The organism is Sorangium sp. So ce1504, from assembly GCF_051521635.1.
Lineage (GTDB): Bacteria > Myxococcota_A > Polyangia > Polyangiales > Polyangiaceae > Sorangium > Sorangium cellulosum_B.
The window spans coordinates 4,155,166-4,178,002 of sequence record NZ_CP150365.1; the positions used below are offsets into that span (position 1 = coordinate 4,155,166).

General features: G+C 74.7%; 14 protein-coding genes. 8 read left to right on the plus strand and 6 right to left on the minus strand.

Annotated elements, in window-relative coordinates; translation table 11 throughout:
* The first annotated feature begins 16 nt into the window (after positions 1-16).
* The 4 genes from WMF39_RS15755 to lon all read left to right on the plus strand — a co-directional run bounded on the left by WMF39_RS15755 (position 17) and on the right by lon (position 6,398).
* Complete coding sequence (locus tag WMF39_RS15755) at positions 17-1,012, plus strand: PEGA domain-containing protein (RefSeq protein WP_437746324.1); 996 nt, start codon at positions 17-19, stop codon at positions 1,010-1,012.
* Positions 1,012-3,003 carry a hypothetical protein gene (locus WMF39_RS15760; RefSeq protein ID WP_437746325.1) on the plus strand — a complete coding sequence of 664 codons (1,992 nt, stop codon included), beginning with the start codon at positions 1,012-1,014 and terminating at the stop codon, positions 3,001-3,003. The genes WMF39_RS15755 and WMF39_RS15760 overlap by 1 nt, the downstream gene beginning before the upstream one ends.
* A gap of 76 nt (positions 3,004-3,079) precedes the next feature.
* Positions 3,080-3,931, plus strand: coding sequence for a hypothetical protein (locus tag WMF39_RS15765; RefSeq protein ID WP_437746326.1), 852 nt, complete (start codon positions 3,080-3,082; stop codon positions 3,929-3,931).
* 52 nt (positions 3,932-3,983) lie between these two features.
* Complete coding sequence (gene lon / locus WMF39_RS15770) at positions 3,984-6,398, plus strand: endopeptidase La (protein WP_437746327.1); 2,415 nt, start codon at positions 3,984-3,986, stop codon at positions 6,396-6,398.
* 71 nt (positions 6,399-6,469) lie between these two features.
* Here lon and WMF39_RS15775 read toward each other — a convergent pair whose 3' ends face one another.
* The 4 genes from WMF39_RS15775 to WMF39_RS15790 form a co-directional block, all read right to left on the minus strand.
* Complete coding sequence (locus WMF39_RS15775; protein WP_437746328.1) at positions 6,470-10,537, minus strand: UvrD-helicase domain-containing protein; 4,068 nt, start codon at positions 10,535-10,537, stop codon at positions 6,470-6,472.
* Entirely contained in the window at positions 10,534-13,668 is a 3,135-nt protein-coding gene (locus WMF39_RS15780) for a PD-(D/E)XK nuclease family protein (RefSeq protein ID WP_437746329.1), read from the minus strand. Before WMF39_RS15780 ends, WMF39_RS15775 begins: the two co-directional genes overlap by 4 nt.
* A 517-nt stretch (positions 13,669-14,185) precedes the next feature.
* Positions 14,186-15,016, minus strand: coding sequence for an SRPBCC family protein (locus WMF39_RS15785; RefSeq protein ID WP_437746330.1), 831 nt, complete (start codon positions 15,014-15,016; stop codon positions 14,186-14,188).
* Between the two features lie 196 nt (positions 15,017-15,212).
* Positions 15,213-15,806, minus strand: coding sequence for a bactofilin family protein (locus WMF39_RS15790; RefSeq protein ID WP_437746331.1), 594 nt, complete (start codon positions 15,804-15,806; stop codon positions 15,213-15,215).
* Between the two features lie 243 nt (positions 15,807-16,049).
* On the opposite strand from WMF39_RS15790, the gene WMF39_RS15795 reads away from it, so the two are divergent.
* The gene (locus WMF39_RS15795; protein ID WP_437746332.1) at positions 16,050-17,495 is read left to right on the plus strand and encodes a hypothetical protein; all 1,446 of its coding nucleotides are present in this window, start codon (positions 16,050-16,052) and stop codon (positions 17,493-17,495) included.
* Positions 17,496-17,540: 45 nt separating this feature from the next.
* Here the strand turns inward: WMF39_RS15795 and WMF39_RS15800 are convergent, their stop codons facing one another.
* On the minus strand, positions 17,541-18,116 hold the full coding sequence (locus WMF39_RS15800) for a DUF99 family protein (RefSeq protein WP_437746333.1): 576 nt from the start codon (positions 18,114-18,116) through the stop codon (positions 17,541-17,543).
* A 60-nt stretch (positions 18,117-18,176) separates the two neighbouring features.
* Between WMF39_RS15800 and WMF39_RS15805 the strand changes: the two genes are divergently transcribed.
* Positions 18,177-18,851, plus strand: coding sequence for a hypothetical protein (locus tag WMF39_RS15805; protein WP_437746334.1), 675 nt, complete (start codon positions 18,177-18,179; stop codon positions 18,849-18,851).
* Positions 18,852-18,910: 59 nt separating this feature from the next.
* Here WMF39_RS15805 and WMF39_RS15810 read toward each other — a convergent pair whose 3' ends face one another.
* Complete coding sequence (locus WMF39_RS15810) at positions 18,911-19,879, minus strand: COX15/CtaA family protein (protein WP_437746335.1); 969 nt, start codon at positions 19,877-19,879, stop codon at positions 18,911-18,913.
* A gap of 190 nt (positions 19,880-20,069) precedes the next feature.
* Here WMF39_RS15810 and WMF39_RS15815 point away from each other — a divergent pair, with 190 nt between their 5' ends.
* Both WMF39_RS15815 and WMF39_RS15820 read left to right on the plus strand, forming a co-directional pair.
* Entirely contained in the window at positions 20,070-21,236 is a 1,167-nt protein-coding gene (locus WMF39_RS15815; RefSeq protein ID WP_437746336.1) for a diguanylate cyclase, read from the plus strand.
* A gap of 22 nt (positions 21,237-21,258) precedes the next feature.
* Complete coding sequence (locus tag WMF39_RS15820) at positions 21,259-22,722, plus strand: sigma-54-dependent transcriptional regulator (RefSeq protein WP_437746337.1); 1,464 nt, start codon at positions 21,259-21,261, stop codon at positions 22,720-22,722.
* Positions 22,723-22,837: the final 115 nt, after the last annotated feature.

A 22,837-nucleotide genomic window follows, 5' to 3' on the forward strand; every position in this document is an offset into this window, starting at 1 on the left:
CCAGCAAGGAGCATCGATGCGAGGGAAGCACCTGGGCCATTGGGGGCGCGCCATCGCGGCCGCGCTCGGCGTGTGGCTCGCGGCGGGCGTCGCCGCGGCCCAGCCAGCGCCCGCCGTGCCCGCCGCGACGCCGCCCGCGGAGACGCCGCTCGCGGAGTCGCTGACCGGGATGGCCAGGGCCGAGCACGGGGCGGGCGCGGCGCTGTTCGACGACGGCGACTACGCGGGCGCGCTCGCGCGGTACGAGCGCGCCTACGAGCTGTCGCGCGATCACCGCCTGCTCTGGAAGGTGGCGCTCTGCCAGAAGAACCTGCGGCGCTACGCGAAGATGATCGCGACGCTGCGCCGGATGGAGGCCGAGGCGGGCGCCGCGCTGTCGGCCCGCGACAAGCAGGACATCGCCGACCTGATCCAGGCGGCCGGGGCGTTCGTGTCCCTCCTCGAGATCACGGCGAGCGAGCCGGGGGCCGCGGTGTTCGTGGACGACGAGCCGGTCGGGACGACGCCGCTCGCCGCGCCGGTGCCGATCGACATCGGCGAGCGCCGCATCCGCGTGTCGAAGCCGGGCTTCGTCGATTTCGTCCGGCAGGAGAAGGTCGTGGGCGGCGGCAGCGTCGCGCTCGTGGCGCGGCTCGACCGGGCGGTGAACCGGGGGCGGCTCGCCATCGCGGCGGGGCAGGACGATCTCATCGCGATCGACGGCAAGGTGGTGGGCAAGGGCCGCTGGGAGGGGTCGGTGCAGAGCGGGACCCACGCGCTGCGGGTGACGGCGCCGGGGATGACGCCGCACGAGGCGCAGATCCTGGTCCGCGACGACGAGCGACGCCGGATCGACGTGTCGCTGGAGCGCGCCGCGCAGCGGGGCGGCGCGAGCAAGTGGCTCTGGATCGGCGGCGGCGCGGCGATCTTCGCGGGCGCGCTCGTCGCGGGCTCGCTGCTCTTCGAGCCGGGGACGCCGGCGGAGCAGGGCAGCCTGGGCACGGTCCCGCTCGGCTTCGGAGGGAGACGTTGATGCGGATGAAACGGACGAAGCGGACGAAGCGGACGAAGCGGACGAAGCGGACGGGACCGATGTCGGCGGTGGTGTTGCTCTCGCTCGCGGCGGCGGCGGGTTCGGCCTGCGGCGGGGAGAAGGGGCAGCTCATGGTCGTCTTCCAGACGGACATGTCGCTGCCGAAGGACATCGATACGGTCCGGATCGAGGCGACGCTCGATGGGTCCGTCGTCTACGACGAGACGTTCGAGCGGCTCGGGAGCGAGGGGTCGATCCTCCTGCCGGCGACGCTGGGCTTCCTCACGCCCGACGACCCGTCGCAGGCGCTCCGGGTGCGCGTCATCGCGAGCCGCGGCGGGAAGGACGGGGTGCGCCTGCTCCGTGAGGTGCTGACGACCGTGCCCGAGGGGCGCACGGCGACGCTGCACATGCCCATCCAGTTCCTGTGCGACGGCTCGGCCGAGGTCGAGCGCGACGAGCAGGGCAACGCGCTGCGCGACGCGGAGGGCAACGTGCTCGTCAAGAACAGCTGCCCCGAGGGCCAGAGCTGCGTCGCGGGCTCGTGCGTGCCGCGCGAGGTCGACTCGCGCGAGCTGCCCGATTACGAGGCCGTGGCCGTGTTCGGCGGCGGGGCAGGCGACGGCGACGGGCTCTGCTTCGACACTCTCCAGTGCTTCGCCGGCGCCGCGTCGGCGCCGGTCGATCTCGAGGCGTTCGCCGCGGACGGCACCGTCTGCCGGGCCGCCGCGCCGAGCGGCGACGTGAACGTCGCGCTGCTCACGCAGGGTGGCGGGATCTGCGGCGAGAGCGCGTGTTTCGTGCCGCTCGACGCGGAGAGCGACGCGGGCTTCCGGGTGGAGGAGGGCAACGTGCTCCGGCTGCCGGTCGAGGTGTGCCGGCGGGCGCAGAGCGGCAAGCTCGCGGGGCTCGCGATCGCGGCGGCGGGCGAGGGGCAGTGCCGCAGGAAGGGCACGGATCTGCCGACGTGCGGCCCGTGGTCGGCGCTGCGGGGCGGCGAGTCCACGGAGCCCGACGCGTCGGCGCCCGTCCCCGTGGCGGTGGCGCAGGTCCACCCGGTGTCGCTGCAGGTGGCGGCGGGCGGCGTGACGTGGATCGCGGGCGCCACGTTCGACGGCGAGGGGATGGCCCAGGAGGACGGGGCGCTGAAGACGGCGCCCGTGGACGGCGGCGAGCCGCTGATCCTCGGCGCGACGCAGGCCTCGCCGCGGGATCTCGCGATCGACGAGGTGCGGCAGGTGGCCTTCTGGACGAACGCGGAGGACGGCACGCTGAGGGTGGTCCCGCTCGCGGGCGGCGAGCCGCGCGTGCTGCTCGCGGATCTGGAGCAGCCTGAGGGGCTCGCGCTCTCGGGCGACGCGCTCGCGTGGACCGAGCTCTGGGGAGGCGGCGTGTTCCGGGCGCAGCTGAGCGGCAGCGGCGCGGAGGTCGCGCTCGGCGCGCCGGAGGAGCTGACGCCGCCCGGCACGGCGTTCTCGTCGCCCTACCGCGTGGCCAGCGCGGGGGACACCGTGTGCTGGACGTACCAGGGCACGCTGGGCAGGACCGACGGGGCGGTGGCGTGCCGCGTGGGAGAGGCCTCGGTGACGATCGCCGCGGAGCAGCTCACCCCGCGGGAGATCGCGCTCGACGTGGACGGGGAGGGGAGCGCGGCGGCGGTCTACTGGGCGAGCTTCGAGGGCGGCAGCGTCTTCCGGGCGGATCTGAGCGGGGCGGAGGCCGGCGCGCCCGAGGAGATCGTGTCGGATCAGGGCCAGCTGAACGGCCTCGCGGTGGACGAGGGGCACGTGTACTGGACGCGGCGCGACGCGGGGACGGTCGTGCGCATGCCGAAGGGGGGCGGGGAGCAGGAGGTGCTTGCCTCGGGGCAGGCGCGGCCGGGCGACATCGCGGTGGACGAGGCGACCGTCTACTGGATCAACGAGGGATCGCCGGACGGCAGCGACGGCGCGCCGGTGAAGGACGGGGCGGTGCTGAAGCGCGCGAAGTGATGGGGACGGCGGCGAGCGCAGGGGGCGGCGCCGCGCCGCCTGCGCGCTCGCCGCCGCGTGTGCTATGGCGCGATCCGTGAAACGCACGGCGCTTCTCCTGCTCGCCCTCGCGCTCCCTGCGTGCGGATCGAGCTACGCACAGCAGGGCCCGAGCGACACGCTCCGGGCCTACGCGCAGGCGCTCCAGGAGGGGCGCGTCGACGCGGCCTACCGGCTGCTCTCGGACGAGGCCAAGCGGTCGATGTCGCTCGAGGCCTTCCGGCGCGCGGTGCGGGACAACCCGGACGACGCGCTCGAGATCGCCCGCGCCATCGCGCGGCCCGCGGCCGATCCGGTGGTGACCGCGACGGTCACCATGCCGAACGGCGAGGAGCTCCTGCTCGTCTTCGAGGGCGGCCGCTGGCGGCTCGACGCGGCGGCGGTCGATCTCTACGGTCAGGCGACGCCCCGGCAGGCGCTGGTGGGGTTCCTGCGGGCCTTCGAGCGGAGGCGCTACGACGTCATCATGCGCTACGTTCCCGACGCCGAGAGGGAAGGCCTCGTCGAGCCCGCGGGCGCCGCGCCCGATGAGGCAGGCGCGCCCGGCGAGGCGGGCGCTGCGCGCGCCGGCGGCGAGGGCCCGGCGCAGCCCGCCGGACCTGGAGCCGCGCCGGGGACCGCGGGAGCTGACGCGGCGCAGAAGCCTGGCGGTCGGCCCGGGACGGTCAGCGCCGCGGCCGCCGCGGCGCAGCTGACGCCCGAGAAGCTGAAGAGCGCCTGGGAGGGGCCGCAGAAGGAGCAGATCAACCGGGTCGTCCAGGCGATCAAGGCGGCGCTGCCGACCGCGACCATCGAGGAGACCGGGGACAGCGCGTCCATGGCCTATGGCGCCGGCGGCACGGTCGCTTTCACGCGCGAGCACGGGGTCTGGAAGATCAAGGACTTCTAGCGGCGCGCCCGCGTCATGGCTTCGAGAAGAGCGCTGTACTAGGGTTGTCTGCATGCCGACCGGCGATCCTTCTTCGCGAACGCCTCCCTCGCCCGACGCGGATAGCGTCCCGATCCTCCCGCTGCGCAACTCGGTGCTGTTCCCGATGTCGGTCGTGCCGATCAACGTCGGCCGGCCGCGGAGCGTGCGCCTCGTCGAGGATCTCCTCGGCCGCGAGCGCGCGCTGGTCGGCGTGATCAGCCAGAGGTCGCCCGACGTGGACGAGCCGACGTTCAAGGAGCTCTACTCCGTCGGCACCGTCGCGCGCGTTGTGAAGGTCATCCGGCTCGGCCCGAACAACTACTCGGTCGTGCTGAACGGGCTCGGCCGCTTCCGGGTGAAGTCGGCGTTCTCGCTGGAGCCGTACATGCGCGCGCGGATCGAGCGCATCCCGGAGTCGCTCGTGCGCGACGTGGAGCTCGAGGCGCTCGGCGCGGGCCTGCGCGAGGCGACGCGCGAGGTGCTCGGCCTGATGCCGAACCTGCCGCGCGACACGGCGGGCATCCTCGACAACGTGCGCGAGCCGGGCGCGCTCGCCGATCTGATCGCCTCGAACTTCCCGCAGGCGCAGGCCTCGGTCGGCGACAAGCAGGAGATCCTCGAGGCGTTCGACGTGAAGGCGCGCGTCCGCCTCGTGCTCGCGATGGTCGGCCGCCAGCTCGAGGTGCTGCGGGTCAAGAAGGAGATCTCCTCCATGGTGCAGGAGGAGATGGGCAAGTCGCAGCGCGAGTACATCCTCCGGCAGCAGATGAAGTCGATCAAGGAGGAGCTCGGCGAGGGCGGCGACGACGACGAGATCGAGGAGCTCCGCGAGCGCATCCGGCGCGCCAAGGTGCCGGCGGAGGTCGACAAGGTCGTCCGCAAGCAGCTCAGCCGGCTGCGCTCGATGGCGCAGCAGTCGGCCGAGTTCAACGTGACCAAGACGTACCTCGAGTGGATCGCGGATCTGCCGTGGTCCAAGACGACGGTGGACAAGCTGAGCGTCGAGAGCGTTCGGCGCTGCCTCGACGAGGATCACCTCGGGCTGGAGAAGGTGAAGAAGCGGATCGTCGAGTACTCGGCGATCCGGCAGCTTCGCACCGACAAGAAGGGGCCGATCCTGCTCTTCATCGGGCCGCCCGGCGTCGGCAAGACGTCGCTCGGCAAGTCGATCGCGCGCAGCATGGGGCGCCGCTACGAGCGGATCGCGCTCGGCGGCGTGCGCGACGAGGCGGAGATCCGGGGGCACCGGCGCACGTACGTGGGCGCGCTGCCCGGGCGTATCCTGCAGGCGCTGAAGAAGGCGGGGACCAAGAACCCGGTGCTCGTGCTCGACGAGGTCGACAAGATGGGCGTCGACCTGCGGGGCGATCCGGCGGCGGCGCTGCTCGAGGTGCTCGATCCGGAGCAGAACTCGACGTTCCAGGACCACTACCTCGACCTGCCGTTCGATCTGTCGCAGGTGATGTTCCTCGCGACCGCGAACAACTGGGACGGGATCCCGGGGCCGCTCGTCGACCGCATGGAGGTCATCGAGGTGCCCGGCTACACGCGGACGGACAAGCTGGGGATCGCGCGGGAGTTCCTGGTGCCGAAGCAGCTGTCGGCGCACGGGCTCACGGACGAGCGCCTGGAGTTCACGGAGCCGGGCATCGAGGCGGTCGTCGACCACTACACGCGCGAGGCGGGCGTGCGCGGCCTGGAGCGGCAGATCGCGGCGGTGTGCCGCGCGACGGCGGTGAAGGTCGCCGAGGGCCACGACGTGCGCGAGGTGGCGACGCCCGAGCACGTGGAGCAGGTGCTCGGCCCGCACAAGCACCGCCCCGAGATCGCCGAGCGGACGCTCCAGCCCGGGGTCGCGACCGGCCTCGCGTGGACGCCGGCGGGCGGCGAGATCCTCTTCATCGAGGCGACGAAGATGCCGGGCAAGGGCAACGTGGTGCTCACCGGCAACATGCGGAACGTGATGCAGGAGTCGGCGAGCACGGCGGTGAGCTTCGTGCGCAGCAAGGCCGATCGGTTGCACCTCGATCCGGAGTGGCTCAAGGAGATCGATCTGCACGTGCACATCCCGCAGCACGGCACGCCGAAGGACGGGCCGAGCGCGGGCGTGACGATGTTCGCCGCGGTGGCGTCGCTGCTGCTCGGGGCGCCGGTGCGCAGCGACGTCGCGATGACGGGGGAGATCTCGCTGCGCGGGCGGGTGATGCCGGTCGGCGGCGTCAAGGAGAAGCTGCTCGCGGCCCACCGCGCCGGGATCCGGCACGTGCTCATCCCGGTGAAGAACCGGCGCGACCTCGAGGACGTGCCGCAGGACGTCAAGGAGCAGATCAAGATCACGATGGTGTCGTCGATGGAGGAGATCCTGCCGCTCGTGCTGGAGCCGCCGCGGCGCGCTCCGGCGCAGAGCGCGTCGCAGGAGGAGCTCGAGGAGCAGGCGGGGGCGTAGCGGGAGGGCGCTCCACGAGCGCCGTTCCGCCTTCGTTCGATTTCGAGCGCGTTCCGGGGGCCCCGGCGACGCTAGCCGTGGCAGGCGCGCGCGAAGCCGCAGCGCAGCTTGCGGCACGCCTCGACCGGGACGCCATCGAAGCGATCCTCGGCCCTCGCCTCGGCGAAGCGCTCGGCTAGCCGGGCGAGCTCGCGCTCGAACCGCGCGTGGTCGTCGTCGGTGAGGGTCCCCATGGGGCCCGAGGCCGCGAGCCACACGGGCTCGACCTCGGCGCCGACGAAGAGCACGCCTGCGCGGACGGGGCGGTCGGGGTGGCGCCTCCTGAGCGCGAGCGCACACGCGCGCAGGCGGAGCTCGTACGGCGAGAGATCCGCCCGGGGGCGCGCGCGCTTGTACTCGACGACGTCGATGAGGCCGCCCGGGTGCAGGACGGCGAGATCGATGGCGAGCGAGAGCGCGAGCCTCGCGCCGCGCCGCCGTCCGGCGCGCTGGGGCTCGACGTCGAGCACGAGCGCCTCCTCCCGGAGGAGCGACGCCTCCTCGCCGCGCACCTGCCGCGCGTAGGGGCCGTCCAGGAAGCGCGCGACGCGCTCCGCGGTGCGCAGCACGTCGGGGCCGTGCGGCGGGAACCCCTCGAAGGCGAGGCGGGCGACGACCTCCTCGGCCTCGGTCGGCTCACCCCAGCGCGCGCGCGGCCAGCGCTGGAGCACCCGGTGCACGGCGCGGCCAGGAGGGCGAGGGTCCGCGCCGTCCTCGAGCTCGACGCGCTCCTCGCCCGGGAGCTCGGGCGGGCCCTCGACGTCGAACAGGCCGAGCTGGCCCTCGCCGGCAGGCTCGCCGATCCCGAGGAGGTGGCGCAGCCGGAAGCGGCGCGGGCACGCCTGGAACGCCGCGAGGGACGCCGCCGCGACCAGCACGGTCTGCGCGCGGGCAGGCCCCATCGCCGGCGGCGCCCGGGGGGCCGGCGCGGCGCGCGCATACGCGTCGGTGCCAGGCGCGGGCGCCTTCGCCCCGGCGAGCAGCGAGCTGGCGTCGAGCGTCGCGCGGAGGGTGCCGGCGAGCGTGGAGGCCTCGATGCCGAGGTCCGCCGCGGTGATGCGGGGCTCGGCGTCGACCGCGGCCGCGGCCCGGGGCTCGGCGTCGACCGCCGCCTTCAGCGTGAGCCACGCCGAGCCGCTCCGCGGCTTCGCCTCGGCGCCGACGAGCACGAGCTCGCGGCGGGCGCGCGTGATCGCGACGTACGTGAGCCGCTGCCGCTCGGCGCGCTCCCGCGCCCGCACCTCGGCGCGCGCCGCCTGGAGCGCGGGCGTGCTGACGGGCAACGACGGCCCGCGCGCCGACGCCTCGGCGTCGTGGAGCGAGCCGGTCCGCGACCGCCCGTCGATGACCCGCGCGTAGTGGCGCACGAGCAGGGCGGCAGGCCGGTCCCCGGCGGCGGGGACGTAGCTCAGGCCAGGCTGAGCCGCGCGGGGCTCCGCGTTGAGATCCAGGAGCACGACGGCCGGGAAATCGAGCCCCTTGCTGGCGTGGATCGTCGTGAGCCGCACGGCGTCGTCCTCGGGCGAGAAGACAGCGGCCTCGGGCTCGTCCGCCTCGTCGCGGATGCGGCGGTCGAGCCAGCGGACGAAGCTCGCGAGCGAGCCGCCCCGGCGGCGGGCGATGGAGACCAGGCGATCGACGTTGCCGAGGCGGGCCTGGGCGCGAGGGAGCGCCGCGAGGACGCGGTCGAGATCGAAGGCGGTGACCGCGGCGCGGATCGCCTCGCCCGGCGTCGAGCGGAGCGCCGCGCGGCGCAGGCCGGCATAGCGGGCGCGGAACGCCTCGAGCCGCTCGCGATCCCCCCCGGGGAGGCGCGAGAGGACGGGAAGCGGGCGCCCGTCGTCGAGCTCGGCGTCGTCCGGGGAGGGCGACCAGACCCCCTGCGCCAGCGCGGCGGCGGGCCAGCGGCCGAGCAACGGGACCGAGAGGCCGCGGCCAGGAGGCGCGAGGAGCGCGAGCGACGTGTCGGAGAGCGCGACCACCGGGCCGCGGAGGACGGTCGCCAGGGCCAGGCGATCGCGCGGATCGAGCAGGAGGCGGAGGATCGCGGCCAGATCGCGGACCTCGGCCGCGTCGAAGAGCGCGCGGCCGGCCACCACGTACGGGATCTCGAGGCGCGCGAGCGCCAGCTCGACGAGCGGGATCGTGCTCCTCCGACGGGTGAGCACGGCGACGTCGCGGAAGCGCAGATCGCCGGTCGCGGCGCCGGCGCGGTCCGTGGCGCCGTCGCCGCCAGCGGCGCCGTCGCCGCCAGCGCCGCGGACGCGCCGCGCGATGTAGGCGGCCGCGATCAGCGCCTCGCGCAGCTGCCCGCGCGCGTCCCGGACGAGGGCGTCGACCCCGTCCGGAGCGCCGCCGCCGTCGCTGACGAGCACGACGTCCGTCGGGCCCTCCGCGGCCCTGCCCGGCGCCGCGACGAGGTGCTCGGCCGCGCTGTAGGCGATCTCGAACTCGCGCGGCCAGGCCGGGGGCGCGCCCGCGTCGCCGTCGCCCGCGCCGCGATCCTGGGCGAAATCGCGCGCGGAGAAGGCGTTGATGAACGCGAGCAGCTCGGGCGTCGACCGGCGGCTCTCGCGGAGCGCGACGAAATCGGCGCTCGGGTCCGGCGACCAGAGCGCGGCCGCGAGCTCGAGCGCGCGGCCCGCGGCGGCGCCGGCGAGCTCCGCGCAGACGCGGCAGAAGATGGAGACGTCGGCACCGCGGAACCCGTAGATGGATTGCTTGCGATCACCGACGAGGAACAGGCCATGACCGGACAGGCTGGCCGCGGTCGGGGCCACGCCGGCCGGGCGCGAGAGGGCGGCGTCGTCCCGCTCACGCAGGAGGTACACGAGATCGCGCTGCACCGCGCTCGTGTCCTGGAACTCGTCGACGAGCAGCACGTCGACCGAGCCGCGGACCGCCGCGCCGATCGCCGGATCGTCCCGCAGGCCGTCGCGGGCGGCGCGCAGGAGATCCCCGAACCCGAGGCCGCCCTCGGTGCGGCGGATCGCCGAGAGCCGCTCGCGGATCTCCTCCAGCAGCTCGACGATCCGCGCCTCGCGGCGCGACAGCGCCGGGGCCTCGCGGAGGAAGCCGAGCAGCTGCTGCGCCTTGTCGCGGTGGGTCTCGCCCGGCAGCGCCTCGCGGAAGGCGATGAGCGCCTCGTCGGCCGGCGTGGACTTGCTCTTGTGCGGCTTGCGCTGCGTGAGGAGCTCGATGAGCGAGGCGCTCGCCGCGCTCGCGGGGAAGGGCGCGCCGCCGTCCTCGCGGCCGAGCGCCGCCACGAGCGCCGCCGCCGGCGCGCGGAAGGCGGCGCTGCCGAGCGCGGCGCTCTCGGCGGCGAGGCGGCGGAGCTCCCGCGCGAGCGCGCCGGCCTCGGCGGCGTGGTCGGACACGGCGAGCCGGCGCGGCGCGAGGCCGTCCTCGTCGAGCCGGTCGAGCAGCCGCGTGACCTCGCTCCGCGCGGCCTCGACGCCGCCCGTCGCGGCGATGAGCGCGCGCGCGGCCTCGGCGCGCTCGCCCCCCTCGGCGAGCGCGCGGCTCAGCGCCTCGTCGACCGCGAGATCGCTGAGCGCCTGCGCCTCCTCCTCGTCGAGGATCCGGGCCGAGGGCGAGAGCCCCATCGCGATCGCGTGCCGGTCCACGATCTGCTTGGCGACGCCGTGGAGCGTGTCGATGCGCGCGGCGGGGAGGCGGGCGAGCGCCTCCTCCGCCCGCTTGCGCAGCTCGGCGACGGGCAGCGACGCGCCGCCGCCCGCGCCAGCGAGGCCGGCGACGGCCGCCTGCCGCGCCCGGAGGATGTCGGCGAAGGGGATGTCCGCCTCGCCGTTCCAGCGGGCGATCTCGCGGAGCGAGCGCTCGACGCGGTGGGCGATCTCCCGCGCCGCGGCGCGCGAGAACGTCGTCGCGACGATGCGGTCCGGCGGCACAGGCGGCGCGGCGGACGCTGCGTCGGGCAGGCCGAGGGAGGTGAGGCCGAGCGTGAGCAGCACGTAGAGCGCCGTGAGGCGGTGGGTCTTGCCGGTGCCGGCGCTCGCGGCGACCACGACGTTGCGGCGGAAGGCGTAGATGAGCGCGTCGCCCTCGGCGAGCTCGGCTCCGCGCGGGGCGTCGCTCACGCGACCTCCTCCGCGGCCTCGTCGCTCGGCACGACCGCGGGGCGGCGGCACACGTCGCGCGCGTCGCACCGCGCGCACATCGTCGAGAGCGTCGGCCGCGGCGCGGCCTTGCCCTCCCAGAGCGCGACGACCGCGGCCCGCGCCGTGCGCGCGGCCTCGGCCCAGCCCTCGGCGAGCGCGCGCTGGTCCTCGGCCGTGCGCGGCCACAGCTCGATCAGCCCGCGCTGGCGCACGCCGATGTAGACGGCCCGCACCTCCTCCGCGCCCAGCGCGCGCGCCGCGATGGCGCTGTACAGCGGCAGCTGGAGCGCCCGCCGCCGCTCCTTGGCGTCGGGGAGCTTGCCGGTCTTGTAGTCGACGACCCGCACGACGCGCTGGTCGGTCGATCGATCGAGCCTGTCGATCTGGCCGTCGACCCACAGGCTCGGGCCGCCCTCCTCGTCGGACAGCGGGGGGAGCTCGAGCGGCTGCCAGGGGGGCGGCTCTCCGGCGCCGAAGCGCCGCTCGGCCAGGAAGAAGCGGAGCTCCGGCGACGCGTCCTCCCCGTCGAGGGTGCGGGCCACGACCTCCATCACGTCCGCGATCGCCTTCTCGACCGCCTCGCGGCGGAGCGGGGCCATGGGCGCCGAGGCCCCGAGCGCCGCCTCGGCCGCGGCGCGCGCCGCCGCGAGCTGCTCGGCCGGATCGCGCTCCGGGCCGAGCTCGCGCAGCGCCTCGAACGAGGCCTGCAGGGCGCGGTGGATCAGCGTGCCGCGCTCGCGCGCGTCGGCCGACTCGGCGAGATCCTCGGCGCGGCGCACGTGCAGGACGCGGCGGGCGAACGCCGCGAAGGCGCAGCCCACGGCGCGCTCGATGTGGGTGACGGCGATCGGCCTGCCGGGGTGCGCCCCGCCGATCGCCGCCCTGAGCTGCGCGGCGAGCGCGGGATCGCGGTCGACGAGGACGCGGCCCGTGTGGAGGTCGATCGGCGCGCGCGGATCGAGGAAGAAGTCCGCGCGGGCGCGCTCGATCCGGATCCGCTCCGCGAGGTCCGCCGCCGGCCTCCCGCCGCCCGCGAGGGCGATGAGCTCCGCGTCGCGCGGGCCGAGGGGCGCCGCGTCCGGGGCGACGCGCGAGGCGGGCTCCGTCCGCTGGTGCGCGCCGGCCGCCGCGGCCGCGATGAAGAGCGGGTGCGGCTCGTTCGGCTCGCTGTCGTCCCCGCGCGTGAAGCAGAGGGCGACGCGCCGGGCGCCGGCGAGCGCCCAGCCGAGCTCCGCGCGCTGGGCCGCCTGGCGCTCGCGCCCCGTCGCGGGGCGGCTCGGCGCCGGCAGCCTCCCGCGGAGCGCCTCGCCGAGCAGCGTCTCGTCCGCGCCCGGGCTGCCGCCGTAGGCGCGCGCGTCGAGCCCGGTCACCACCACCACGTCGTGCTCGAGCGCCGTGAACCCCGCGGCGACGTCGATGCGCACCGCGCCGGCGCGGCCGGCGTCGCCGCGCGGCCCGGCGCCCTGCTCGGCCGCGGCCCGCTCGAGCTCCGCGTAGATCTCGGCCGCGGTGGCGGGGCGCTCCTCGCAGCCGAGGTCGTACGCGGCCCGCGCGAGCGCCTCGGCCTGCTCGCGGATCGCGCGCGCGGCCCGCGCGCCCTGGCCCATCGCGCCCATCGCCTCGAGCGCGAGCGCGCCGCCGCTCCGCCGCTCGCCGCGCAGCGCGGCGCGGAGCTCCTCGATCCCGGGCTCGCCGAAGCCCAGCTTGTCGAGGAGCGACAGGAAGCGCCGCACGATCTCGGGCCGCGTCGTCGCCTCGCCGATCCAGCGGGCGCTGGCGAGCAGCCGCTCCAGCGCGCGCGGCATCCACGCCTCGTCATCGCCGTCCTCGTCGCCGTGCGCGCCGCCCAGCACCGAAAGGCCCAGGGCGAGCTCCGCGTCGCTCGGCGCCTCTTGCGCGGTCGCCGGCGGCGTCCGCCCCGTCCCTGCGCGGCGGTCCGCGCGGCGGGCCGCCACGACCGAGATGAGGCCGTCGATGAGCAGCCGGCCCGTGCGATCCACCTCGACCGGCACGTCGCGCAGCCGGTGGGCGAGGTCGGTCGAGCGCCGCTCCGCCTCGGCGGCGGACGTGCGGTCCATCCAGGCGCCGGCGTGGACCCCGGGGGCACGGAGGATCTCGATCGCCTGCTCGCGGCGCACCGGCCCGACGGCGAGGCGCAGGATGGCGAGCGCGACGCGCCCGTCGGGGCAGCTCGCGGCGGCGCGGCCGCGCGGCTCCGACGAGCGGACGCCCGCGTCGGCGAGGGCGGCGCGGAGGGGCTCGAGCGCGGCGTCGTCGAGCGCCGGCACGATGAGGGCGATCCGCTCGGGCGGGATCCCGCGGCCGAGCGCGGCGGCCACCTCGGCGGCGGCGGCGCGCGCCTCGCCCTCCGGGGTCCTCGCCGCGATGGCGGCGAGCGGCTCCGCTCCGCCGTCGGGCACCCACGCGATCTCCGGCGCGTCCTCGAGCGAGGCCCAGCGCCGCTCCAGGGCGTCGGCGACCGGCGCCGCGCCGTCGTCCGGCAGCGCGGGCAGCTCGACGGTGACGCCCGCGCCGCCGCGGGCGCGGACCGCGGCGTGGAGCGCCTCGACCCAGGCGAGATCGTCGGGCTCCCAGGCCACGGCGCCGCGGATCGCGACCTTGCGCGGGAGCGGGAGCGCGGCGGACGCGCCGGCCGAGCGGAGCGCCCGCGCGAGCAGGAACCCCGCGCAGCGCGGGTCGACGAGGCGCGCTGCCCGCAGGGCGGCGTCCGCCCGATCGAGGACCTCGGCGATGGCGATCGCGTACGGGGTCCCGAGCGCCCGCAGCTCCGCCGGGGAGGTCCCTGCGCGCCGGAAGCTCCCGAGGGCGCGGTCGAGGGCGTGCGCGAGCGCGACGCGCGCGGCAGGCTCGGCCGGCTGCCGCAGCCGATCCGGCGGCAGGGCGTCGAGGGCGAGCCGGGTGGCGAGGCGGGTGGTGTGAGGGCTCGCTATGGCGGCGTCCGGCGCCAGCAGGGCGAGCGCCTCGGAGACGAAGCTCCACCGTGAGCGGATTTCCTGGTCCGCGGTGCGCGCGTCGCGCAGATCGAGAGAGGCGAGCTCGCGTTCAACGTGCCGCTCGGTCGGGACAATGAGGAGCGATGTTCTGCTCACCACCGCGAGACGGCCGAGCGCCGCTCCCGGGAAGCGCAGGCGCCCGCCACGGCAGGAGGCTGAGAGGGCGCCGGCGCATCTGAATGCACGTCCAGCAAGGGGTACCTCACGGCAGACGCTTTACTTCATGCATCCGTCCCCTCGCAACCTCCGCCGGGGGCGCGCCTTGTTGAAAAAGTCTCGCGGAATGTGGGAATTCTTGTGGGGAAATCGGAATGCGTGTTGAAAAACCTGTTGGGAACCCTGGACGGTCCGGGCCGTAGCCTCTGTAGATCTGCGGAATTGCACCCAGCGAGCGCGCGCCGGAGCACGCCCGGGGCGCTCCGGGGTTTTCAACAGGCTCAGCGGTGGGCGGCGGCGATCGGAGGCGACCGGGCGTCACGACGGGGGCGTGAGCCGCCTCGGTAGACCGAGCGGGGAAGGGTGGACGGAAGGAGAGAAGGGGAGGAGGGGTGGCTGGGCGCTCTGTCGCGAGGCGCCCTGTCGGTTGCGTCGGTTGCGTCGGTTGCGGGGAGAGCTAGCGGCGCGCCACGTCCTTGTCGCGGCGGACGCTTGTGTCGTCGGCCGGCGGCAGATCGGCCACGCTCGCTGGCAGCAGGGCGGGGGCCGCCGTCACGCTGCTCTGGTCGTCGCCTCGCGCGGCGGGAGCGGCGCCAGCGGACGCGGCGGCGGACGTGCTCGCTGCGGCGCCCGGCGGAACGTCGGTGGCGGCGGCGGTGGTCGCCCCAGCGCCGGGGGGCGCCTCGGACTGTGCGCGATTCCGCACAGCGGTCACCGCCTTGTCGGCCGCCTTGACGAGCTGTGACGTCACGACCGAGGGCGGGAAAGGGAGCTTCGGGGCGACGAAGAGCTCGAGCTTCAGGATCGTGTGGTGCTCGTCGACGGCGCGGAGCCGCCAGCGGGCGCGGAAGTCGGCGACGTTGCCGCGCTTGTGGCGGCCGGAGATCACCTCATCGGCGCCGTCCTTGGTGGGCGGCGACATGTCGGCGACCGTCCAGATGTGCGCGGCGCCGTTCAGGATCGGCACCTGGAGATAGACCTCGCTCGTGCCCTTGCGCTTCGTGAGCACGCGGCTCTGGTCGAAGGGGCCGATGAACGTCTTGTAGTTGCCGTAGGAGGTGACGATCTTCCGGACCGTCGGCAGGGGCGCTTTCACGAGGATCGCCGCGCCCCCGGTGTCGATCGCGGCGACGGGCCCGGTGGTCTTCAGCGTGTACCGGAGCGCCTTCCCGAGCGACGCGAGCTTCTCCGACTCGGCGTCGGCGGCGCGGGCCGCGCGCGGCGAGAGGGAGAGGGCGAGGACGGCGAGCGAGAAGGCGATCAAGGACAGGGACCACAGTTTCTTCATGGACTCTCCTGTTCGAGCGACGTCCGTCAGCGCGGGCTCCCCCCCACGTCGCGGACATGCGCCTCGGGCGGCGAGACCGCAGCCCCTCGCTAGATGTAACCCCGTCAGCACGCGGCCGCACGCCTGCGCACTACAGAAAACATGCTTTCTTCGGACGAGGTCGGAATTCAGCGGTCGGCGTCGGCGCGCTTGACGCTCACCGCGCGCGTTGTGCGCTGCCGCCGCTGTCATCGGTCGTGGGCGTCGTGGGCGTCGTGGGCGCGGCGCTCGCGGCCTGGGCGGCAGCGTCGGCGTCGGGCTCGGACGATGCCGCGGGCGGCCGCAGGGGCCGCTCGCCTGGCTCCTCGTCGAGCGGGGCCATCTTGCAGGAGCCGTCGAACTGCACGCCGCGGTCGATGAAGATGGCGGGCGCGTGCAGGGCGCCGGTCACCTTGGATGGAGCGTAGAGCTCGATGGCATCGCGGGCGCGGATGCTCGCCTGGACCTCGCCGCCCGTGACGATGCACGTCACGACGTGGATCTCCCCGATCACGAGCGCCCCTTCGCCGATCACGAGCACGTCCTCGCCGCGGATCTCGCCGCGGAAGCTGCCGTCGATGCGCACGCGGCCCTCGAAGAAGAGCTTGCCTTCGAAGTGCGTACCGCGGCCCAGGAGGGCGTTGATCTCGGTGGGCCGGTGGCCCCCGCCGTCGTCGCCGCGGGGGCTTCCTGGGGATCGCGGCGAGAGGGGCGAATCCCTGTCGCCCGGGAAGGACATCGGCTCCATCGCCCGCTGGCTTACTTCAGGCATCGTCACATTCGCAACGGGGGGTGCGCGTCAGCCCCGTAACGGGCGCGTGGTGGCGGTCATTGTTATTCAATGATTACCAATGCTTGGGTGATGTTTGCGGCAGGGTACGTTTTCTGCACAGGGGGCGGACCGAGCAGGTGCCCCGGCGGGCTGACCGCCGGGGGGCGCGCGGAGTGTGGCCGACGTTTGGCCAAGCGCGCGGTGGAGCGTGAGGGTCCGAGGCGACCAGGAGAGGGAGTGGAGATGACGTTCCGATCGTTGCTTGTGGCTGCCGGTGTCCTGGGCAGCATCTCGGTAGCGTCCGCGCAGACGCCGCCCGCCCCGCCGACAGCTCCGCCGGTCGATCCCACGCGGCTCCAGCCGACCGAGCAACCGGCCGCCCCGGCGCCGGCGGCGCCCGGCGCTCCCGCTGCTGCGGCGCCCGGCGCTCCTGCTGTGGCTCCCGGCGCTCCTGCTGTGGCTCCCGGCGCGCCGGCTGCTGCGCCGGGCGTCGCTGCTGCGCCGGCTGCCGCTCCGCCCGCGGAGCCAGCGCCCCCCGCGCAGCCTCAGCCTCCGGCGGAGCCGCCGTCACCCCCGGAGCCTCCGCGGCCGGATGCAGCGGCGGTCTCCCCGGTGGTGCAGTGGAATCAGGCCACCGCGGCGGACGCCGTGCAGGAGGAAGACGAAGAGACGAGCCTGCGCTGGCGCGGGACGAGCTTCACCTGGAACCAGGCCGGCAGCACGACCCTCTTCGGCGTCGGCGGCGAGTACACGCCCGACATCCAGGTCTACGGCTGGGATTTCACGCTGCGGCCGAGCTACTACCTGCTCGATCGCCCCAAGGAGAAGGTGTCGCTATCGGCCGAGGTCGGCTGGCTCGTCGAGCTCACGAACAGCGACACCACCGCCACGTACCGGGAGCCGCAGCTCAAGGACATGTCGCTCGGCGCCCGGTACAGCCGCGCGCTCTGGGAGAGCGGCGGCGCGAACAAAGGCGAGTACAAGACGGACGCGGCCATGCGGCTGCGCGTGACCCTGCCGACCTCGCCGCAGAGCTGGAACTCGGGCGACTACTTCACCTTGTCGGTGGGCCCGCAGGTGATCCAGAAGATCAAGTTGCTCGGTTCGAAGGCCGACGGGCTCAACCATGTGACGGCGACGCTCGGCGTGACGTACGCCCACCTGTTCTCCAGATCGATCATGCGGGTGAACCCCGACATCCGACGACTCCGGCAGAACCCGAGCGGTGAGGTCGCGCGCGACGAACAGCTGAGTGGGTATGCTCAGGTCCTCAATCGCCTGACCACGAGCCTCGATCTCGACGTGCCGCTCTACAAGGATCTCTCGCTGGGGGCGAGCTTCGGGCTGCTCAGCCGGTTCAAGCCCGAGCTCGGAGAGGGATGCGTCGAGATCAGCACCGGCTGCGCCCGGTATGGCTCCGACGGGACCACCTACCTCCCGAACACGGCGTTCGACATCAACGTCAGCTACCCGGTCTACGAGGTCGTCGACCTCACGCTCGGCTACAACAACACCACGGGGCAGCTCGGGGAGGACGGCCAGCGCAGGAACTTCTTCTACAGCCCTGACGCTCAGTTCTATCTCGACATCAACGCCAACCTCGACGTCATCTACTCGAAGGTGACAGGCCGCGGGAAGAAGGCCGAGAAGGCGGGCGCCGCCAGCGCTCCGCGCCGGCAGGCGCTCTGACGCGCGCGAGCCGTCGCGGCCCGTCAGCGGCTCGTCAGCGTCCCGTTACGCGCGCCCGCGGCTCTCGCCGGTGGTCAGCCCGCCCGCGATGAGGTGCGCGGCGCGCAGGGGCTCGGGGAGGTGGCCGTTCACCGAGAGCCGCGCGATGAGCGCGCTCGCGTCGTCCAGCGAGATCCCGGCGCGCTGCACGTACACGCCCGCGACCGGCTCCATCGGGCCGGCGCGCTGGATGAGCGCCCACTTGCGGCGCCCCCCCCGGACGCGCGAGAGCAGCGCGTCGCGGATCGCGTCGAGGTCCGGGAGGCGCCGCGCCACCACCACGACCGGCAGGGCGAGGGCGTCGTGCAGCGCCGCGAGATCGACGACGTTGAAGCCCGCCACCGCGATGCCCTGGAGCATGACCACCTGGGCCTGGGCGTAGAAGCGCGAGCCGCGGATCATCGCGGCGATCGCGGGCGTGGCGTTCCGCCCGTCGCGCCTCACGCGGGTGGAGAGGACGCCCTCGAGGCGCAGCCCCGAAAAGACGGTCCCGACGACCTGCACGTCGCCGCGGTGGTCGCGGGCGAACGGCGCGTCGTCGACGCCGATGACGTGCGAGAAGCGTGGAGCGCGGGCCGGCACACGAAGAGCTTACCGTGCTGCCGCCTTTGCCGGGCCAGGCGGTCGTGCTGTACTGCCAGGATGCGACCTTCCGGGCACCTCTCGCTGAGCCTCTCGCTGGCCCTCGGCCTCGCCTCGTCGCTGGCCCTCGCGCAGGGCGCCACCGCCCAGCCGGCCCCGAAGGCGGCCGCGGCGCCGGAGAAGGCCGCGGCCCCGCAGAAGGCGGCGGTGAACAAGCCGCGCGGCGGCAGCGCCGGCGCGCCGAAGCGCCCCGGGCGCGCGCGCAAGCCCAAGAAGGACGCGCAGGCGAGCCTCGCCGGGCGGCCGGTCGCCACCTTCCCCGGCTTCCGCATGCTCCCGACCGGCGGCTCGCGCGTGTTCGTGCAGATCCACGGCGGCAAGGTCGACGTCGCCGAGTCGAAGGCCGCCGGACGCCTCGTCTACCGGCTGAAGGGCGCGGGGGCGATCCAGACGAACCGCTTCCCGCTCGTGACGTCGTTCTTCGCGACCCCGGTGACCCAGGTGCAGCTCGTCGGCCAGGGCAACGATCTCGACATGGTGATCGACCTGCGCACCCAGGCCGACGCGACCTACCGCGTGCTCGAGACCGATCAAGGGATGGTGCTCCAGGTCGACTTCCCCCCGTCCGTCCCCGAGCAGCGCTCCGCGGCGCCAGCCGAGGGAGCGCGCAAGCGCTCGGAGCGCCGCACGATCTCGCAGGACCCCGGGAGCGACGAGGAGAGCTCGGATCTCTAGAGCTCCGGCTGGCCGCGGCGGGGGCCCGGGCCGCGGCCGAGCTCACCGCTGGAGGGCAACTAGATGGCGACCGCCTCCCGCCGGGCCTTCTCCCCGGGCGGGCCCGCGTCCGCCGCCGAGGCCGACTCGCTCATCGCCGCCGCGGCGAACGTGACGAGGACCATCCACAGGAGATCGGCGAGCAGGAGGTGGACGAGCTGCATCCACACCGGCGCGAGCAAGAAGAGGTTGAGGAGCCCCGCGCCGATCTGCAGCAGCACGAGCGCTCCGGTCGCCGCCGAGAGCCGCGCGACCTCGGGCGAGGGGCGCCGGGCAGCGACGGCGCCGCGGGCGAAGAGGAGGTAGACGCCCACGGCCGCCGCCACGGTCGGGTGCAGCACGCGCAGCTGCAGCAGGAAGTGCGCCGCGGGCGAGAAATCCTGCGCCAGGCCCTCGCGGAGCGACGCCGCGGCGAAGAGCGTGTCCCCGAGCGCGGCGATGGCCCCGGTCACGCCCACCGCCAGGACCCCCGCGAGCCCGGCGCCGAGCAGCGCGCCCGTCACCCCCTGGCCGCGCAAGCGCACGCGCCGGCCCCCGCGCGCCCAGTAGAGGGTGCAGGTCATGGCGCCCACCAGCAGGAACGTGTTGATGAGGTGCACCGCCATCCAGATCGCGCGGGCCGCCGACGCGTCGTGGGCGACGTACTCGAGCAGGACGATCCCGGCGCCGACCGCCGCCTCGGTGATCATGAACAGCATCGACGCGGCCGCGCCGCCGCGCACGGGGTGGCCCGACGGATACGCGACGAAGGCCCAGACGAGCTGCAGCGCGACGAGCAGGAACGCGACGCCCGAGGTGGCGCGGTGCGTGAACTCGATGAAGGTCGCCGCGCTCGGAGCGCGTGGGATGACGTCGCCATTGCACGTCGGCCAGTGGCTGCCGCAGCCGGCCCCCGAGCCGGTCGCGCGCACGAACGCGCCCCACAGGATCACGCCGAGCGTGAAGGCCAGCGCGAGCGCCGCGAGCTTCCAGAACCGCGCCTGAGTCATGCCGGGTCCTTACCGCGAAACCAGCGCGACGGCAGCCCGCGAGAGATCGGCGATGCATGGGCGACTTGCCCGGGCAACTCCTGCGATTGCCTTCGTGATTGCGCGCGACCGCGCGCGACCTTCGGCGAGGCTGCGTCCGCCGCAGCGCGATCTCGTTGCGCCCGGCCCCGGCTGAAGGGAGGATGTGCCGGTGCCGAACAGCGACGAACTCCGAAGCGCTCCGCTCTCCGCGCCGATCGAGCTCCCGAGCGGTCGACCGGCCAGGATCGTCGTCGCGGACGACGACCGCCTCGCGCGCCAGATGCTGGTGAGCATCCTCCACAAGGCGGGCTTCCAGGTCGAGGCGGTCGACGACGGTCAGGAGGCGATCGAGCTGATCGGGCGGGGAGGGGTCGATCTCGTGCTCCTCGACATCGTGATGCCCCGGCTCACCGGCCTCGAGGCGTGCAGGCTGCTCAAGAGCATGACCTCCGAGTCGTTCCTCCCCGTCGTGCTGGTCACCGTGAAGAGCGACACGGCGAACCGGGTCGAGGGGCTCAAGATCGGCGCCGACGACTACGTCTGCAAGCCGTTCGAGGAGGAGGAGCTCCTCGCGCGGGTCGGCGCGATGCTCCGGATCAAGCGGCTGCACGACCAGGTCGCGGCGCAGCGCGCCTACCTGGAGCAGCTCTCCATCCACGACGAGATGACGGGGCTCTACAACTACCGTTACCTCTTCACGCGGCTCAACGAGGAGTTCAAGCGCGCGGAGCGCTACCACGAGCCGTTCGCCTGCGTGCTCGTCGACATCGATCGGCTGAAGGCGATGAACGAGACCGGGGGGCGCACGCTCGGCGACGCCGTGATCCGGCGCGTGGCCGATGGGATCCGCCGCTCCGTCCGGGAGGTCGACGTGGTCGCGCGCTACGGCGGCGAGGAGTTCCTCATCGTCCTGCCGAGCACCCACTTCGCCGGGTCGCTGACGGTGGCCGAGCGGATCTGGCGCGAGGCCGCCGGCAACCCGGTCGAGTTCGGCGGAGAGGCGAGGCCGTGCAGCGTATCGATCGGCGTCGCGCTCTACCCCTCGCGCGACGTCCGCTCCAAGGACGGGCTGATCCGCGCCGCCGAGAGCGCGCTCAACCAGGCGAAGCGCGAGGGCGGCAACCGGATCTGCGTCTTCCAGCAGCACGGCCAGATCTACACGCCGGCGGCGAGCGGCGAGCCGCAGTCCTCGCCGCCGCCAGGGAAGCTCCGCCGCTCCAGCGATCCCGCCTTCGCCGCGACGCACGCGGCGCACACGGCCGCGGACGAGCCGAGGGAGCCGCAGACGCGCCGGGGCACCGACCTCCCGCCCTTCGCCTCACGCAAGCCGCTGTAGCCCCGCCCCGCCGCTCCGCCTCGTGAACGCCGCAGATCGCGCCCGTATCCTCCTCGTCGACGACGAGCCGGCCCTGCGCCGCGGCCTGGCGCGCGCGCTCGTGCGCGACTTCGACGTCCTCACCGCGGAGGACGGCCCCGCGGCGCTCGGGCTGCTCGCGACGACCCGCGTCGAGGCGGTGCTGCTCGACCTCGCCATGCCGCGCATGAGCGGCGCCGAGGTGCTCGAGCGGATCAGGGCCACGTACCCCGACGTCGAGGTCGTCGTGATGGCCGGCCACGCCGACCTCGACGCCGCGATCGCGGCCGTGCGCGCCGGCGCGTACGGGTTCGTGACGAAGCCCGTCGACGCGGAGGCCGCGGTCTCGATCGCGATCGAGCGCGCGATCGAGCGCCGGCGGCTCGAGGGCCGCGCGCGGGCCCTCGAGGAGCGGGTCGACGAGCACGAGCAGCTCGGCGAGGTGATCACGAGCTCCGCCGCGATGCAGGACGCCTACAGGAAGGCGCTCGGCGTGGCGGCCGTCGGCGCGCCCCTCCTGCTGATCGGCGAGCGCGGGACGGGCAAGGAGCTCGTCGCGCGCGCCGTCCACCGGCGCGGCCCGCGCGCCGCGCGGCCGTTCGTCGCCGTCGACTGCAGCGCGCTGCCGGCGTCGCGGGCCGAGGTCGAGCTCTTCGGCGAAGGCGGCGACGCCTCGCAGGACGGGCGCGCCCGCGGGGGCCTGATCGAGGCGGCGGACAAGGGCACGCTCTTCCTCGACGAGGTCTCGGCGCTGCCGCCCGCGGCCCAGGCCAGGGTGCTCCGGGTCCTCACGCACGGCGAGATCGCGAGGGTGGGGGGCGAGCCGCGCCGCGTCGACGTGCGCGTGATCGCGTCGACGTGCGAAGACCTCCGCGAGCTCGCCTCCGCCGGCCAGATCCGGGAGGATCTCGCGTACCGCCTCGGCGTCATCGTCGTCGAGCTGCCGCCGCTCCGGCGGCGCAAGGAGGACGTCGCGCTGCTCGCGAGCCACTTCCTGAACCGGTGCGCGCGCAGGCACGGGCGCGACGTCAAGCGGATCGGCCCCGAGGCGGCGCGCCTGCTCCGCGAGCACGCGTGGCCGGGCAACGCGCGCGAGCTCGAGAGCGCCATCGAGCACGCCGTGATCTCCGCGCGCGGCGAGGCGATCTTGCCCGCGGATCTGCCGCCCTCGGTGTCGGGGCGCTCCGGGCCGCCGCTTCGCCCTCCGAGGGACGCGCTCGTCTTGCCGGCCGAGCTCTGCGATCTCCCCTACGCGGAGGCCAAGGAGCGCGCCGTCGACGCGTTCGATCAGATCTACGTCGGGCGCCTGCTGGAGCGCACGGGCAACAACCTCAGCGAGGCGGCGCGGCAGGCGGGGATGGATCGCTCGAACTTCCGGAGGCTGAAGAAAAAGGTCGCGTCGCGCGGAGACGAGGCAGCGCAGGGGGAGAGCGACGGGGCGGGGCCGAGCAAGGGCGGCGCGGGCTGACGCGCGGTCGCGGCGCACGTCGCGGCGCACGTCGCGCGCGCACGTCGCAGAAGCGCGCGGCCGGCTCGTGCTACGTTGCGCCGAAAATGGCCCGACGCGCTGCACGAGCTGCCCT